Annotated in this window: 13 protein-coding genes; 4 read left to right on the top strand and 9 right to left on the bottom strand. The window is 71.0% G+C overall.

The genetic code is table 11. From position 1 onward, the window contains the following. Window positions 1–2 precede the first annotated feature (2 nt). From N5I32_RS08460 to N5I32_RS08430, 7 genes are read right to left on the bottom strand one after another with little or no spacing between them, the layout of a single operon-like run. Window positions 3–737 (bottom strand): SDR family NAD(P)-dependent oxidoreductase, encoded by a 735-nt coding sequence (locus N5I32_RS08460; protein WP_261494960.1) that lies wholly within the window; start codon window positions 735–737, stop codon window positions 3–5. Further along, entirely contained in the window at window positions 734–1,282 is a 549-nt protein-coding gene (locus N5I32_RS08455) for a DUF3833 domain-containing protein (RefSeq protein ID WP_261494959.1), read from the bottom strand. The genes N5I32_RS08460 and N5I32_RS08455 overlap by 4 nt, the downstream gene beginning before the upstream one ends. Continuing rightward, window positions 1,279–2,499: an MFS transporter gene (locus N5I32_RS08450; protein ID WP_261494958.1), complete on the bottom strand. Its 1,221-nt coding sequence runs from the start codon at window positions 2,497–2,499 to the stop codon at window positions 1,279–1,281. Before N5I32_RS08450 ends, N5I32_RS08455 begins: the two co-directional genes overlap by 4 nt. Further along, a complete protein-coding gene (locus N5I32_RS08445) occupies window positions 2,499–3,017 on the bottom strand; it encodes a hypothetical protein (protein WP_261494957.1) in 519 nt (172 codons plus the stop codon). The genes N5I32_RS08450 and N5I32_RS08445 overlap by 1 nt, the downstream gene beginning before the upstream one ends. Beyond that, window positions 3,010–4,155, bottom strand: coding sequence for an SAM-dependent methyltransferase (locus N5I32_RS08440; RefSeq protein WP_261494956.1), 1,146 nt, complete (start codon window positions 4,153–4,155; stop codon window positions 3,010–3,012). The genes N5I32_RS08445 and N5I32_RS08440 overlap by 8 nt, the downstream gene beginning before the upstream one ends. Further along, window positions 4,155–4,910 (bottom strand): DUF1365 domain-containing protein, encoded by a 756-nt coding sequence (locus N5I32_RS08435; RefSeq protein ID WP_261494955.1) that lies wholly within the window; start codon window positions 4,908–4,910, stop codon window positions 4,155–4,157. Before N5I32_RS08435 ends, N5I32_RS08440 begins: the two co-directional genes overlap by 1 nt. Beyond that, window positions 4,907–6,187, bottom strand: a complete 1,281-nt coding sequence (locus tag N5I32_RS08430) for an NAD(P)/FAD-dependent oxidoreductase (RefSeq protein ID WP_261494954.1) — start codon at window positions 6,185–6,187, stop codon at window positions 4,907–4,909. Before N5I32_RS08430 ends, N5I32_RS08435 begins: the two co-directional genes overlap by 4 nt. A gap of 225 nt (window positions 6,188–6,412) precedes the next feature. Between N5I32_RS08430 and N5I32_RS08425 the strand changes: the two genes are divergently transcribed. The 3 genes from N5I32_RS08425 to N5I32_RS08415 all read left to right on the top strand — a co-directional run bounded on the left by N5I32_RS08425 (window position 6,413) and on the right by N5I32_RS08415 (window position 8,469). Then, on the top strand, window positions 6,413–6,934 hold the full coding sequence (locus N5I32_RS08425; RefSeq protein WP_261495962.1) for a sigma-70 family RNA polymerase sigma factor: 522 nt from the start codon (window positions 6,413–6,415) through the stop codon (window positions 6,932–6,934). Further along, window positions 6,931–7,572 carry a ChrR family anti-sigma-E factor gene (locus N5I32_RS08420; RefSeq protein ID WP_261494953.1) on the top strand — a complete coding sequence of 214 codons (642 nt, stop codon included), beginning with the start codon at window positions 6,931–6,933 and terminating at the stop codon, window positions 7,570–7,572. Before N5I32_RS08425 ends, N5I32_RS08420 begins: the two co-directional genes overlap by 4 nt. Window positions 7,573–7,860: 288 nt before the next feature. Further along, the gene (locus tag N5I32_RS08415; protein WP_261494951.1) at window positions 7,861–8,469 is read left to right on the top strand and encodes a hypothetical protein; all 609 of its coding nucleotides are present in this window, start codon (window positions 7,861–7,863) and stop codon (window positions 8,467–8,469) included. 6 nt (window positions 8,470–8,475) lie between these two features. Here the strand turns inward: N5I32_RS08415 and N5I32_RS08410 are convergent, their stop codons facing one another. Further along, window positions 8,476–11,826 carry a glycosyltransferase gene (locus N5I32_RS08410; protein WP_261494950.1) on the bottom strand — a complete coding sequence of 1,117 codons (3,351 nt, stop codon included), beginning with the start codon at window positions 11,824–11,826 and terminating at the stop codon, window positions 8,476–8,478. A 172-nt stretch (window positions 11,827–11,998) separates the two neighbouring features. On the opposite strand from N5I32_RS08410, the gene N5I32_RS21340 reads away from it, so the two are divergent. After that, window positions 11,999–14,524: a DUF3131 domain-containing protein gene (locus N5I32_RS21340; RefSeq protein ID WP_261494949.1), complete on the top strand. Its 2,526-nt coding sequence runs from the start codon at window positions 11,999–12,001 to the stop codon at window positions 14,522–14,524. Window positions 14,525–14,558: 34 nt separating this feature from the next. Here N5I32_RS21340 and N5I32_RS08400 read toward each other — a convergent pair whose 3' ends face one another. Then, window positions 14,559–15,356, bottom strand: a complete 798-nt coding sequence (locus N5I32_RS08400) for a transglutaminase family protein (RefSeq protein ID WP_261494948.1) — start codon at window positions 15,354–15,356, stop codon at window positions 14,559–14,561. Window position 15,357: the final 1 nt, after the last annotated feature.

Raw genomic sequence — 15,357 nt, 5'->3', positions numbered from 1 at the left:
GCCTACCCCCGGAACAGCCGGTAGAACAGCCGCTCCGGCAGGAAGCGGCCGAGGGTGAAGAGCCAGGCGAAGGGGCGCGGGAAGTCGCGCCGGAAGCGGCCGCCGCGCATCAGCCGCAGGACCTCGGCCGCTGCCCCCTCGGGCGTCATCAGCGAGGGCATGTGGAACGTGTTCTTGGCGGTCAGGCGCGTGCGGATGAAGCCCGGATTGGCCAGTTGCACCGTCACGCCGGTCCCCAGCGTCTCGCCCCGCAGGCCCTCGGCCAAGTGCATCAGCGCGGCCTTGCTGGCGCCGTAGCCGATCGCGCCGGGCAGGCCGCGATACCCGGCGAGCGAGCCGATCAGAACCACATGGCCCTGGCCGCGTGCGATCATCGCAGGCACGACCCCGCCCAGAAGCCGCATCGCGCCGAGGAAATTCGCGTCGCACATGCGCAGGGCGGCCTCGGTGTCCCATGTGGCGGCGGACATCGGGTCATAAAGCCCCGCGCTGAAGATGACGCCGTCCACCTCGCCTGCCTCGGCCACGGCCTGCCTGACCGAGGCGCTGTCGGTCACGTCCATCGGCAGGGCGCGCCCGGTCCCGAGGTCGCGGGCCAGCGCCGCGAGCCTGTCGCGGTTGCGCGAGGACAGGATCAGGTCCGCGCCCTCGGCGGCAAGGGCCGCGGCAATCGCCCGGCCCAGCCCCTCGCTCGCGCCGACGATCCAGTAGGTCTTGCCGCGGAACTTCCGCGTCACGGCGCAGGCCGCATCGTCGCGATCAGTTCGGCCACCTTTACGCCGAACTTGCGCATCTCGGAGCGGTTCATGATCGTGCCGTTCTCCATCAGGTAAAGCCAGTCGGTGACGTCAAGGACGTGGCCCCCCGCCGCCTCGGGCAGCCTCAGCCGGTAGGTGATGCGGGCGGTGGCGCCGGACTGTTCGCCCGTGCCGGTGCCGATGATGTCGTCGGCGGTGGCGGTGAAGCGGCCGTCCGTGCCGATGGTGAGGTTCCATTTCCGGTCCTGCACGCCGCCGTCGGCGTAGCGGAAGCGTTCCGAAAGCGTGCCGGTGTCGCCGTCCCAGTCGCCCTGCATCTCGGCCACGAAGCGCGAGGCGACGCGGCCGTCGGGGCCGAAGATGACCCCTTCGGACAGGATCGGCCCCGCGAGGTGCCGGCGCAGGTCGAACGCGGGGCCGGTGCGGGCGTAGTCGCTTGCGCGCTGGGCGGCGAAGCTGAAGAAAAGGCGCTGCCCGGCCAGGATCGCCAGAGCCAGCAGCAGGAGGACGAGAAGCGTTTTCATGTCTTTATGGCCCTTTCGGGAAGCCGCACGACCAGTGCGATGGCGGCGAGTTTCAGAATGCAGGGAAGGATGGCGTAGGCGAAGGTCAGCGCCGCGAGCGCCTCGGCAGGGTTCGGCCCGCCGGGACGGTAGCCACTGACCTCGAGAAAGGGCAGCGAGGTGACCGCCGCCAGCGCAAGCGCGGCCTTGGCGACGAAGGCCCAGAGACCGAAGGCCTGCCCTCCGGGAAGCGCGGCGGCAGACAGTCGGGCGGAGAAGAGCGCGGGCAGCACCACCATCTCGGCGCCCAGGGCCGCGCCCGAGGCGATGCAGATCGCCGCGAAGGCCGCCGCCGCGCCTGCGGGAACGCCCGCCGCGCCGATGAAGGCGGCGACCGACAGCGACATTCCCGCCAGCAGGATCGTGCGCGCACCGTGACGGCCGGCCGCCCGCGCCCAGAACGGGGCCGAAAGCCCGGCGCTGGCGAAGAACAGGATCAGGAACAGCCCGGCACTTCCGGCCAGCGCAAGGCGATCCTCGACGAAGAAGAGGAAAAGCGTCGAGGTCAGCGCGACCGGCAGGGCGTTGACGAGCGCAAGGAGCAGAAGCGGGGCCGCGCCGGCTGCGTGCAGCCGGGCAAGGCCGGTGCCGGGGGAAACAGCGCGCGGCAGCGACCACAGGTCCCGCGTCGCCGCCCAGACCAGAGCCGCCGCCCCGGCAAGAAGCAGGCCGAAGCTGCGGTAAGGGTCGACTGCCGTCAGGGCCAGCAGCGACGGGGCTGCCGCGGCCAGGACCACCCCGGCGATGATGCCCGACTCGCGGTAGGCGGCGATCCGCAGATGGCCGGAGCCGCCCGTGGCCTCGGCCAGCGCGATCCCCTGTCCGTAAAGCAGGATGGTGGCCAGGCTGTAGGCGGTGAAGAGCAGGAGCAGGGCGAGCGCCATCCAGAGGTCGGCGCGGACGGGCGGCGCGACCACGAAGAGAAGCAGGAAGCCGGTGGAGAGCCCGAAGGCGGCTGCCGCGGCCAGCGCGGCGCGCCACCGGGGCAGGCGATCCACCAGCCAGCCAAGTGCCGGGTCCTGGACGAAGTCGACGATGCGCAGCGCGATCAGGATGGTTCCGACTGCGCTGAGCGACAGGCCGAGTTCCGCCGTCGCGAAGCGCGGCAGGTGGATGTAAAGAGGCAAGCCCGCCGCCGCGATCAGGGCGGCGAAGAGCGCGGTCTTTCCCGCCAGCATCATTCGCCCCTGAGCTGTCGCGCCAGCCGCTCCGACCGGCTTTCGGCAGAGAGCCAGATCCCCAGAAGCCGCCGCTTGGCCTCGGCATGGGCAAGGCCGCAGGTCTTGCGCCCGTTCAGCCAGAAATCGACGGTGTCGGCATCCTCGGCCACCGCGACATAACGGTCGCCGTCGCCAACGTCGCGAAAGCAGGCCATCAGCTTTTCGCGGATATCGGCGTGGTCGGGGGCCGCCCCCTCGATCCGGTCCAGTTCCGCCATGGTCGCGTCGACAAGGGTCTGACCGCTCAGGCTGCGGGCGTAGACCAGTTGCAGCGCAAGCGGCGCGTTCCAGTCGAAGCGCGGGGTGCCGGCGGTGAAGAGCGTCGCCTCGTAAAGCCGGGCACCGAGAAAGCGATATTCCGCCCGGCCCAGCGGCTGCGGCGCGCCGAGGTGCGCGTGGACCTCGGACGGGGCGGTTTCGGCGGCAAGCGGAAGCGCCGGGAGCAGCGACAGGAGGAGGACGGCGGCTCTAGGCATGGGTGAACTCCAGTTGCACGACGTCGGCCTCTCCGGTCGCGAAGGCGGCGGCGGCAGCGCCCAGCGCGAGCCGCCAGCGGCGCAGGAACGGCTGGTCATAGCCGTGCCGGAGCGCGCGCCCGGCCTGCGTGTCAAGCCGTTCGGACCAGAGGCGGCACGTCCGCGCATAGTCGGCGCCGAAGGCGAAGCGGTCGCGGCAGGCAAGCCCGGCCGCCGCCGCCGCGCGCAGGATGTCGTCCTCTGCGGCCGGTGGCGCCCAGGCGGGGAACGGCAGGCCGGCAAGCCCGGCGCCCGGCCCGGCCCCGGCGCGCGTGGCGCGCGTGGTGGTGGTCTGGAGCACGGCCCGCCCGCCCTCGGCCAGGCACGCCTTGAGGGTGGCAAGCAGGGCGGGCCGGTCGGCACCGGGCAGGGAGGTGTCGATCTCGACGGCCACGATGGCGTCCCAGGTTCCCGAGGCGTGGTGCGGGCCGCCCAGCCGGATGTCGGCCCGCCCGTCGAGACGCGCATCGGCAAAGCCGCGCTGGCCGGGCAGGGCGGTGAAGCCGGTGACCCGATGGCCGCGGTCGGCGGCGCGCTCGGCGAGCGCGCCCCAGCCGCAGCCAAGATCCAGCAGACGCTCGCCCCCTGCGGCAAGACGGTCGAGGATGCGGTCGTGCTTGCGGTTCTGCGCGCGCAGAAGGTCGCCGTCGCCGGGGGCGAAGAGCGCGGCGGAATAGCTCATCCCCGGATCGAGCCAGAGCTGGAAGAACTCGTTGCCCGCATCCGAGGGCGTGAAGCGCGCCCCGCGCGCATCGCGGCGCGTGAACCAGCCCATCGTCCGGCTGCGCAGCGCCTGCCAGAACCCCGCCGGATGCGCGCCGCGAAGCCGGTCGCGGTTGAGGCAGGCGAGGGCGGCCAGGCTTTCGACCGACGGCGTGTCCCAAAGCCCGGCCGCATAGGTTTCGGCAAGCCCCGCGGCTCCGCGGGAAAGCGTAGCGGTGACCGCGACCCAGTCGTGCAGGACAAGCTCTGCCGCCGGGTCGCCGTGGCCGAAGTCGTGCCACGCCCCTTCCGGCGTGCGCAGGCGGAGCGAGCCCAGGGCGATCCGGTCGCAACCGGCCAGGAAGGCCGCCTGGCGGCGATGTGTGGGGGTGAACATCAGCTGACCTCCTCGGTCGGTGGCAGGGGCCGGGGGCGGTAGACGGCGCGTTTGAGAACCAGACGGAGCGCCTGCCAGTGGATGAGCAGGATCGTCCTGAGCGCACCCGCCGGACGGCGCAGGAGCGCGCCGAGGGCGGAACGGTTGGAAAGCGGCCGCCGCTGGCCCGACAGGGTGGCGAACACCCCCTCGTCGCCGTTGCGGTAGGCGATCAGGATGTTGATCCGATCGGGCCGGATATCGAAGGCGAAGCGGTACTTGCCCGCGATGTCCTGAAACGGCGAGACGTGAAAGACCTTGGTCGCCTCGATCCGGTCCGAGGGGCCGATCGGCGCGAAGCCGGGCAGGGCGCAGAGATAGCTGTGGCGGTCGCCGAAGGTGTTGTTGACCTCGGCGATGACGGCCACGAGTTCCTCGCCCCTGAAGGCGAGCCAGAAGCTGACGGGGTTGAAGACGTAACCCAGAAATCCCGGCTGCGTCAGCAGCAGGATGCGGTCGGTCATGCCAAGGGCCAGTCCGCGGGCCGAAAGGATGTCGCGCGCCCAGTCGACGCCACGGCCCAGCCGCCGCTGGCCGCCATGGTCGCGGTCGTTCACGGAGAGGAGGTTCCAGCGGTTGCGCGAGAACAGGAGCGGCCCCTTCGCCGACGCCGGGTCGATCAGGACATAGTCGACCCCGTAGCGGAAGACATGGCTGACCCTGCCCGTCCGCGAATGGGTGGTGGCTCCGCTGATGTGGTCGGGCCAGAACGTCATGCGTCCTGCCGTTCAAGTTCGCGCGCGATCCGCGCGGCAGAGGCAAAGCCGTCCTCGTGAAAGCCGTGGCGGGTGTAGGCGCCGGCGAACCATGTCCGGTTCTGCCCCTGCAGCGCCCGCAGCGCCGCCTGCGCCTCAAGCGCGGGGCCGTCGAAGACGGGATGGCGGAACACCGTGTCGTCATAGACAAGCCGGTCGGGAATGTCGGTGGCGGGGTTCAGCGTGACGAACAGCGGATCGTTTTCGGGGATGTTCTGGAGGCGGTTCATCCAGTAGGTCACGCCCAGCCGGGTCTGCTGCGCGGAGGTGTCGGCGCGGTAGACCCAGCTTGACCAGCAGGCGCGCCGGCGCGGCATCTGGGCGATATCGCGGTGAAGGACCACGCGGTTGTCCTGGTAGCGCAGGCGCGACAGGGCCGACCGCTCGCCGGGCGTGGGGTCGGCCAGAAGCCGCAGCGCCTGATCGGAATGGCAGGCGAAGATGACCTCGTCATAGGTCTCCGCCTCGCCGCCGGCGGCCTGGACGGTGACGCCCGAGGTGCCGCGCCGGACGGAGCGGACCGGCGTTCCCGGCCTGAGGTCGCAGCCCATCAGCCGCAGGTGCCGTTCCAGCCGCCGGACGTATTCGATGCTGCCGCCGTCGACCGTCCACCACTGGTGCTGGCCCGCGATCCCCAGCAGCGCGTGGTTGCGGAAGAAGCGGACCAGAGTTCGGGCGGGGAAGGCGCCGATCTCGGTCGGGGGGGTGGACCAGATCGCGCCGCAGATCGGCATCAGGTAGTAGTCGCGAAACCAGCGGCCCAGGCGCAGTTCCTCGACCAGGTCGGCGATGGTCATGGCGTCGGTCTGCGCCGCCGCCTCGGCGCGCCCGTTGAAGCGGACGATGTCGCGCAGCATGCGGAAGAAATGCGGGCGCAGCGCGTTGCGTTTCTGCCCCAGCATCGCGGCGAGGTCGCGAAAGCCGTATTCCACCCGGCCGCCGTCGACGGTGACGCCGAAGCTCATGTCGCTTTTCACTACCGGCACGTCGAGGTCGCGGAACATTCGCGTCAGGTGCGGATAGTTGCAGTAGTTGAAGACGATGAAGCCGGTATCGACGGGCTGATCGCCCCTCAGCCCCGCCAGCACGGTGCGCGCGTGGCCGCCCAGCCGGGGTTCGGCCTCGTAGACCGTGACGCGGTTCAGCGGGCTGAGGAGATAGGCGGAGGCAAGCCCCGAAATGCCGGCGCCGATCACCGCGATACGTTGCGGACGCGCGGGCCCGTGGTCGAAGGACATGCTGTCACCCCCTGTTTTGCAAGGGATACGGGCCAGCGCCGCGCGTGGATCACTTTTTTTGATCCGATCATGCAGATCGTGCGTATTCGGGTCATGTTGAAGCTTGCCGACAAACCTGCAACTCTCGCCCCGGTGCGCCCGCCCCTTGCGGCGCGCCTGCGTGCGAGCGGCGGAGGAGCTTTGACCGACCCGACCGATGCCCTGCCGAGCGAGCAGACGGTGTGGATGCTGGCGGTGCGCGACCGTCGCGACCGCGCGGCCTTTGCGCGGCTGTTCGATTTCTACGCGCCGAGGCTGAAGGCGATGGCGGTGCGCTCCGGTGCGGGGTCCCAGCAGGCCGAGGACATCGTGCAGGACACGATGCTGACGGTCTGGCAGAAGGCCGGGCAGTTCGATCCGACGCGGTCGCAGGTGTCGGGCTGGATCTACCGCATCGCGCGCAACCGCCAGATCGACCTGTCGCGCCGCCCCGCCCAGCCCCTGCCCGAGGAGATCGAGACCGAGGAGGGCCACGGCGAGGACCCGGCGCAGATCCTGGCGCTGGACCAGGAGGTGCGGCAGTTGCGCGACGCGCTGGGCCGGCTCAAGCCCGAACAGTTCGGGATGATCGAGCGGGCATATCTGGGGGAGTTAAGCCATTCCGAGATCAGGGCAGAGACGGGTCTGCCGCTCGGCACGATCAAGTCGCGCATCCGGCTGGGGCTGGACCGCCTGCGCCACGAACTGAAAGGACTGCGTGAGACATGACTGCCATCTCGCATCATGTTCCCGATGGGATGATCGCGGCCTATGCCGCAGGAACGCTCGGCTATCCGTTCGAGCTTGTCGTCGCCGCGCATGTGTCGATGTGCGACGAATGCCGCGCGCTTCTGGCCGCGCACGAGGCGGCCGGTGGTGTCGTGCTCGAGGTGGCGGCGGCCGCGCCCGTTTCGGGCGACCTGAAGGCGCGCACGCTGGCGGCTCTTGACCGGCCGGTTCGGGCGGAGCCCCGGCCCGTCCATCGCAGGTCGGGGATCTATCCCGGCCCGGTCGCCGCCGCGCTGGGGGCCGCGGGGCCGCGCTGGCAGACGATGGGCGGCGGTGTGCGCCAGTGCATCCTGCACGAGGGGACGGCAGGCAGCGTGCGGCTCCTCTCGATACCACCTGAGCAGGCGGTGCCGGAACACAGCCACGGCGGGACCGAGCTGACGCTTGTGCTGCAGGGCAGCTTCGACGACGAGACCGGCCGCTTCGGTGTCGGCGATCTGGAGGTTGCCGATGGCAGCCTTGAACATACGCCGGTCGCGGGGGCGGGGATGCCCTGCATCTGCCTGGCCGCCACAGACGCGCCGCTGCGATTCCGCGCATGGCTGCCGCGGCTGGTGCAGCGCTACTTCCGGATCTGATCGCCAGAGCGCCCTGCACCCACCGACACCCGCAGAAAGGGGTTTGCAAAGGCCGGTGGCGGAAACTCGCCGACCCCCTTGGGGCCGGTCGAGGGGCGCGGCGCGGCAAAGTTCTCCTTTTTCTGCAATACCATGCACATCGTAGCCGATGCGGAGGCCGGGGTTCGCGGACTTTGCCAGATTTTCGCCACAGAATTTCCATGGTTGCAAAGTCATATGCCGGCTTGGCATGTGGCAGTTCAGGTACAGAAAAGATTTTTCTGCAATACAGGCAAAAAGGACCGAGCGATGCGACCCAATCTGAGCAGTCTTCTTCTCACGGCGGCGGCTTGCCTGTCGCTTACGGCCTGTGCCGACGCACCGGTCACCCGGGCCAAGGGCCTTGGCATCGACCCCGCCGCGCCGGCCCCGGCCGCATCCGGATCGGCCGATGTATCGCGCCAGTTCCCGATCTATCTCACCGGCTACACCTATTGGGACAACACCCCGCCGGGGTCATCCGCCATCGCGCGGCCGGTGCTTCGCCAGCGGGCCGGCGGCGACGGGACGTGGCAAAGCCCGATCACCATCGCGGTCGGCCACAGCATCGTGGGCGGGCGCCAGACGCTCGACTACCCGGCCGGCACCCGGTTCTACCTGCCGCGCCTGCGCAAGTACGCCATCGTCGAGGATGTCTGTGGCGACGGCCCGACCCCGCAGGGCGGCCCCTGCCACACCGGGCACAACGGGCATCCCTGGCTCGACATCTGGATCGGCGGCAAGGGCGTGTCGCCCGCGGCCTCAGACGCCTGCGCGCGCCGGATCACCGCGGTGCAGTCGGCGATCATCAACCCGCCGCGCGATCTGCCTGTCCACGAGGGAGAGATCGCGACGGAAGGCTGCAAGGTATTTCTCTGATCCCGCTCAGCGCGCGGTGGTTCCCACGCCGCCGCTGCGCGCAAGCTTGCCCCAGGCGGCGATGCGACCCGCCAGCGCATGGCCGACCGCGCGGTAGACGGTGATGTAGAGGAGCGGCCGGTAAAGCACCCGCTGCACCGGCAAGAGCAAGAGAAGCGACAGCCGCTCCCTGCGTTCGAACCGGAAGGCTGTCAGCGCGACGGCAAGGTCAAGCAGCGGCAGGATCGCCCAGCCGAGGATCATGGCAAGCCTGCCGTCGCCCGGCGCGGGCGGCTGCCCCTGCAGCGCGTCCAGCGCCGCGCCCGCGATGGCGGCGATCAGGACGGCGTCCGCCAGCGGGGCCAGCAGCCCCATCCCGATTCCCGTCAGCCAGAGGTCGGGCAGGGTGAAAAGACCCACGCCGCGCGCGGTGCGCGCCGCGCGGCGGTGCTTCCAGGCGGTCTGCATCATCCCGAAGCTCCAGCGCAGGCGCTGCTTCATGAAGGCGGGCAGGGTTTCGGGCGCGTCGGTCAGCGACAGCGCGCGTTCCTCGAACGCCACCCGGTAGCCGGCGCGCAGGACCGACACCGTCAGGTCCGCGTCCTCGGTGATGGTGTCGGGCGAATAGCCCCCGACCTTGCGCAGGGCAGCGGTGCGCCAGGCGCCGATCGCGCCGGGGACGACCATGATCGCGTTCAGCCGTTCGGCGGCGCGGCGGTCAATGTTCTGCGCGGTGATGTATTCGAGCGCCTGGAAGCGCGGCAGCAACCCGCGCCGGTTCGCGACCTTGACGTTGCCCGCGACCGCGCCGATGCGCGGGTCGGCGAAATGGGCCGCGAGTGCGGCCACCGCGCCTGCATCGAGAAGCGTATCGGCGTCGACCGCGACGATGATCTCGGTCTCGGCCACGGCGAGGGCCGCGTTCAGCGCGCTCCACTTGCCGCCATTCTTCTGCCGGATCAGGCGCACGCGCCGGTCCTGCCCGTAACCGCGCAGGACCGCCCCCGCGGTGTCGTCGGTCGATCCGTCGTCGACGACGATCACCCTGAGGCCGGGGTAGCCGGAGGCCAGCGCCGCGCCGACCGCCTCGGCGATCACCAGTTCCTCGTTGTAGGCGGGGATGGCGACGGTGACCCCCGGCGGCGGGTCGGAGAGGCGGGCAGGGTGCCTGCGCCGGAGAAGCGCCAGCAGCAGGACGAGCGAGGAGCGCGCGGCGCCGACGACGACCGCGACCCAGAACACCCAGACCAGCGCATGGCCGATCCCCGCCGCGGTGGCGAAGGACGCGCGGTCGAGCGGCGTGAGCGGGTCGGCGGCGATGGGCATCACCTCGTCCCGCGTCAGCCCCAGGAAGGCCGAGAGGGGAACGAAGCGGAAGCCGCGCTCGCGCAGGCCGTCGATGATCAGAGGCAGCGCCGCCACCGTCGAGGAGCGGTCGCCGCCGGCGTCGTGCAGGATGATCACCTGGCCCCGGTCGTCGCGGACCTCGGCCAGGACATAGCCTGCGATCTCCCCCGCCGTCATCCCTTCCCAGTCGCGCGGCACGACATCGGCACCGGCGACGACGTAGCCCTCGGTCTCGTAGATGGCCTGCTGGGTGGCCTCGGCCTCGGTGACGGGGCCCTCGCTGCGGCCGTAGGGCGTGCGGAACAGATAGGTGGTGCGCCCGGTCACGCCCGCAAGCAGGCGCTGGAAGGCGTTGAGTTCGATCTGGGCCCGGATCAGCCACAGATCCTCCCCCTCCGGGTGGAGGAAGGTGTGGGAGCCGACCTCGTGCCCCTCCGCCACCATCCGCCGGACGATGTCGGGATTGCCGGCCATGTTGCCGCCGACCACGAAGAACGTGGCCGGAACGCCGGAACGGTGCAGGATGTCGAGGATGTCGGCGGTAAAGACAGGGTCGGGCCCGTCGTCGAAGGTCAGCGCCACCGTCCGGTCCGTCCGCGCGCCATAGCGTTCGACCGTGACCGGGCGGGGCAGGATGTCCCAGGCCTGGCCGGTGATCAGGCCGGTCGCTGGATCGTGGAAGAAGCGGCGCTGGCCGGGGGCCGCGGTTTCGGCGATGCGGCGGAAGGGGCCATCGCCCGCATAGACGACCTGATCGGCGAAGGAGACCGTCTCGATCGCCGATACGGGCGGAAGCGCGGGCGCCCGCCGCAGGAGCGTCCAGACGCCCGGATCCTCCTGCCCGACGCCCCAGAGCGCGATGCCGGCCAACGCCTGCCCGCCAAGCGCCTGCAATTGGTTATGGATGGAAACGGCGTCCAGCGCCCAGATTTCGGACCTGCGGCCATCCGCGTCGGTGAAGGCGATGCGGGTGTTGAGCGTGGCGGGGTCGGTCTCGATAACCGCCTGGTGCTGGTGGGCCAGGCGCATCGCCTCGGCGAAGGACAGCGGGGCCGGGTCGGGCACGCCATCGGTCCAGCGATAGGCAAGCGAGCCAAGGGCAAGGCGCAGCTTGTCCGGGCCCACCGCCGCAAGCGCGTCGGCCAGAAGCGCCTCGAACCAGGCTTGCGGCGCCAGCGGGCCGGGCGGAGTGTCGGGTCCGGGCGGGCTGAAGCCGCGCAGGACCAGCGTGTCCACCGCGGCCACAAGGCCCGCATCGCGCCATAGCGTGCCGTCTGCATCGGTGACCAGACAGCTTGTCACCCCGTCCGGCAGGGCCTTCCCCACCTCGGCCAGAAGCGCGCGCAGGCCCGTCAGGTCGCGATACTGCCCCGGCGCGGGGTAAAGGCAGGCGCCCGCATAGGCGCCGCCCGCGACACGCGCGGCCAGTTCGGTGGCGATGCGGGCCCGTGCCGCGGGCTGGTCCAGCACCGCGGTTCCGCCATCGTCGACCGCGGGAAACGCCAGCACGGCCACGAGTTCGATGCCGATGTCGGGTGCGTTTTGTCGCACCTCCGACAGCGCGGCCGCGGGCTCCGTCTCGCCCAGCCATTCGGCCGTCTGCGTCGCCGCGTCGATCCTGAGCCATTCGGCCAGCACGCCGTCAATGTCCTGGCAATGCCCCGCAAGCGCGGTCAGCGCGCCGGGCGGAACGACCCGGAGATAGGCCGAAACCGGTGCCCGGGCGCCCGCCGCCAGAAGGTCGGTTGCCGCCAGCGGGTCGCCCACGCACTCCGGCGCGGGCCCGGGGGCCGCGGGCGCCTCGACCGTCGCGGTGCCCAGCCGGATGTGGTCGAGCTTGGCATTTTCCGGAAGAATATCAATGTAATAGATGCCAGTGGCGAAGGCCGTGACCCAGGTCAGGAGCGTGAAGGCCGACAGCGTCGCGAGGATCTTCAGCACCCGCGCGCGGCGGTGGCGCGCGTCCTGGAAGACGGGATGGCGCTGGTGCGACCGTCTTCGCATCGTCCCGTGGTTCGATCGTTCCGGCATCGGTGTTTCAGTCGCCTTCGGCGCGCGCGATTGTCGCCTGTCCGCCTCCTTCACCGACTGCTATAGAGTTCGGGACGGAAGGCAACCCGAAGAATTGCAGCGCGCCGGCGCGGATCGCGAGACGCGGGGGCCCTTCGCGGGCAGGTCAGGGTGAATGGGGCAGGGGGCGCGCGTGACGATCGACCGGAGAACCGTTCTGCGGCTGATGGTGTCGGCCCTGCTCGCGCCGTTCCCGATCCGCCCGGCCCGCACAGAGGGTGCGGGCGAGGCGCTGTTCGTCCTGTGGGACGGAATCGGGCCGGAAACACCCGCGGACCGGCTCAGGGCCTTCGCGGCCCCCTTCCTCGCCGCGCGCATTCCGGTGGGCGTGATTGCGGGCCTGCCGCCGGCGCCGGCGATGGACCCGGCGCTGGCGGGCGAGTTGCGAAGCCTCTTCGCGGCCGATCCCGCCCGAATCGAGCCGGTCGTTCAGGCCCCCGGACTGGCCGGGCTTTCGCCCTATTTCCAGCGCCGGGCGGTCAGCGACGCGATCGGGCGCCTGCGCGGCGTCCTTGGCGGGACCGGCGGTGCCGCGGCCCTGAGCATCGCGACCGAGGGGGCCGAGACGGTGAACTTCGACGGCTTGCGCGCGCTGGGCATCCGCAGCCTTCTGGCGCTGCCCGAGGCGTCCGCGCTGTCTTCGGGGGGCTGCGCGCTGATGACGGTTTGCCTGAGCGGGGGGCGCCGGGTGGCGTTCGCCGACACGCCCGACCCGACACCCTGGATCGAGCGCGCCCTTGCCGAGCCGGGATGGGCGCGGCTGACCTTCTCGATGGAAGGGATCGCGGCGCTTTCGCCGCAGGAGGCGCGGCTCTGGGCGCTGCGGGCCGTCGATGCGATCTCGCGCGAACTCGAATCGGGCCGCCGCTTTGCGGCGCTGCCGCGCGACCACGCGCGCTGGTTCGGCGCGGACCAGTTGCGGCAGGTGGCGATCCGCCTGCGCTCCGCCCCGGCCGGGTCGGAGGCGGTCATGGCACGGCTGGCGTCCGACCTGGAGAGCCTGGGCCTGCCCTACACTCGCTCCGTTCCGCTGCCGCGCGGAACGGGGGAGACCTGGCCGGACGCGGCCTGCGCAACCCTCGCGCCGCAGGGGGAGGGGGCAGGCGGGATCGCCGCCGCCGCCCCGCCGCGCGGCCTGTCCTGCCTTGCGGCGGACGCGCCGGGCGCGGGACTGGAGGCAGAGGAGGCGGACAGGGTCGACCTGATGCTCTGGCCCGGTGCCGATCCGGCCTTCGACGGGCGGGGTGTCCTTGTGCGCGGCGAAACCCGCCTTTCTGAGGCGCCGGGCCTGCTGTCCGACGCGGGGCTCATGCGCGACGCGATCCTTGTCCTCGGGCCCGAGGACGTGGCGACCGAGACGGACCGGCAGGCGCTGCTGGCCACGCTCGCGCGGCTGCGCGAGGAGGACGGGACACGGCTTGTCGACGTGGCCGGGTTCCACGCGGCGACGGTCGCGCCCGATCCGGTCTTCGCCCTTCTGCGCGAGACGCGACGGGAGGGGCCCGAGGGGCCGGACCCGGAGCCGCTGTCGGCCGATGACCTCATGTCGGATGCCCGCCAGGCCTGGGCCTTCTTCGAGCGGTTCACGGTCGCCCGGACGGGGCTGACCATCGACACCGTCGACGTGCAGGAAAACGAAACCTGGCTGCACCGGGAAATGACGATGTGGGATATCGGCAGCGTCCTGGCCGGGGTGATGGCGGCGCATGAACTGGGCCTGATCGGGGATGCGGATTTCACCGCGCGGGCGGCGCTGGTCGTGGATGCGCTTCCGGTCACGCGGATCGGGGGCATGATGTTGCCGGGGGCGGTCATCTCCTCGGACACGGGGGCGGTCCTGTCGCGCGATTTCAACGCCTGCGACACCGGCCGGCTACTCAGCGTCCTTCGCATGCTGGACGCCCATCCGCTGACCGCCGGGATCGCCGCGGAAAAGGTCGCGGCCTGGGATCTGGCCGGCGTGGTGGTCGCGGGGCACGTGCATTCCGTGTCCGGTGGCCGGCTGGTGGACCGCTTCGGATCGCACTGCGCCCATTACACCGCGCGCGCCTTCCGCGACCGGGGCGTTCAGGCCCTGTCCCCCTATGAGGGGACGGGCGAGGGGCCCTGGACCGACCGCGCGATGCGGCTACTGGAATCGCTGTCCGGGCTTGATCCCCTGGGGGCGGAACCCTTGCTGCTGGAGGCGCTGGAGATGGGTCCCACGGACGCGACCGATCTTCTGGCCGATGTGCTCGACGGCGCGCAGCGGCGGGAATACGACGGCACGGGCACGCTTTACTGCCTGTCGGAGGCGCCCCTGAATCGCGCGCCCTGGTTCACCTATCAGGGCCTCGGCTTTGCCCCGGACGGGGAACGCTGGCTGATCAATGCCACCTCGGACGATCCCCGGTTTGCCACGCCGGAGTTCCGGCGCGAGACGCTGCTGGTCAATACCAAGGCGGCCTATCTCTGGTCGGCGGCGCGGCCCGGCGCCTATGCGACGCGGCTGGTGCGCCACGTTCGCGACCGCGCCCGGCTGGAGGGGTTGGGCTTTGCGCCCGGTGTCTTCGCCGCAAGCGGGCTGGGCATGCCGGGCTATGCCGATGTGAACACCAACGGCATCGTGCTGGAGGCGATCGCCTATATCCTGCGCGGCCGCAAGCCGAGGGCGCGGTGACGCGCCGAAGGGGTCGGACGCCGCGCCGCCGCCCCTATTGCTGGGCCACTTCGATCTGGACCGACAGCGCCTCGCCCGCGCCGCCGGTGCGCATGCCGATGACGGGCGCGGCCTGCGCATAGTCGAGCCCGGTCGCGACGCGGACATAGCGCGTGTCTGCCGAAACGCAGTTGGCTGCATCGAAGGACACCCAGCCCAGCCCGTCGACATGCGCCTCGGCCCAGGCGTGCATCGCGTCCTGCGCGACCCGGTCGTCGAGCATCAGGTAGCCCGACACATAGCGCGCGGGGAACCCCATCTCGCGCGCGGCGGCGAGGAAGACGTGGCTGTGGTCCTGGCAGACCCCGCGGCCCGCCGAAAGCGCGTCCTCCGCGCTCCAGTCCGGCTGCGATGCGCCGGTCTCGTAGACGACGGCATCGTGGACCACCTGCATCAGGCCGTGCAGACGGGCCAGATCGTTCCCGCCCTCGACCCGGCGCAGCAGCGCCCGGACACCCGCCTTCGCCTCGGTCCGGGGCGTGACCGTGCGGTAAAGCCAGAGCGGCGCGGGCCCGGCATGGGGGCCGACCACGCCATGCGTCTGGGCGACCTCGACGATGCCCTCGCTCGTCACCTCGAGCGTGGTGGCGCCGCGGTCGAGGCCGATCAGTTCGACCACGTTGTTGTGGTGGTCGGTGAAGGAAAGCTCCTTCCGGCCGCCAGAAATCGTGGTCGCCCAAGCCTCGACCTGCTGGTTGTGGCTGGATTTCGGTGTCTTGCGCAGTTGCTGCAGGCCGAAGCCCACGGGTTCGTCGAAGCGGTAGCGGGTGGTGTGGCTGATCCTGAGGCGCATG

The organism is Albidovulum sediminis, assembly GCF_025380365.1.
GTDB lineage: Bacteria > Pseudomonadota > Alphaproteobacteria > Rhodobacterales > Rhodobacteraceae > Albidovulum > Albidovulum sediminis.
Note: the sequence above shows the minus strand (reverse complement) of the source record. Positions and strands in the feature narration are given on the sequence as shown.